Source organism: Vibrio sp. Y176, assembly GCF_033438945.1.
The window spans coordinates 1-503 of sequence record NZ_JAWOQS010001273.1 but is presented as its reverse complement, the minus strand read 5'-3'; the positions used below and the strand labels follow the sequence as shown (position 1 = coordinate 503).

General features: G+C 47.3%; 1 protein-coding gene. It reads right to left on the bottom strand.

Annotation, left to right across the window (positions count from 1 at the left end):
• Positions 1 to 503: PAS domain-containing protein (locus R7O13_RS31365; RefSeq protein WP_318305801.1), on the bottom strand; the 503-nt coding region annotated here is incomplete at both ends.

Here is a 503-nt window from a genome sequence, read left to right as displayed (position 1 = left end):
GAATGTGAGGCGATAGATACACAAATGATGCGCTTGGTTACTGCCATTGGCTGTGCGGCTAAGAAGATTGCCGCTCCAATACCCTTCTTCACCAATGTGTTTCCAAAGTTGATCGTAGAACGCTTGGCTATGGTGAGAAGTGCTGAAGATGTAGGTTTTTAACCCAACGAGATCACGATTTTGATACCCCATCTGAAGCTCAAAGGCGCGATTGCAACCAAGAATACGCGTGTCCTCATCGGCAACGAGTACGCCGACGTTTGGCAAATCGAAGATGGTTTCAAGAATCTTCGCCAGCTCTTCACACCCAGTGATGGTCAGCTGAGGAATCATTGTGCCTTGAACAATCCCCTCGCTGAGCTTTTCAAAACTCATTGTGACATGAATGAGCTTGGCGTCATTAGGCATTAAGCAGCAAGAAAAATGCCCTTGCCCACCCATATATTCGACGTCCGCAATGCGTTGACGACAAGCCTCTTGCTGCCCCATCAACATATATTGAA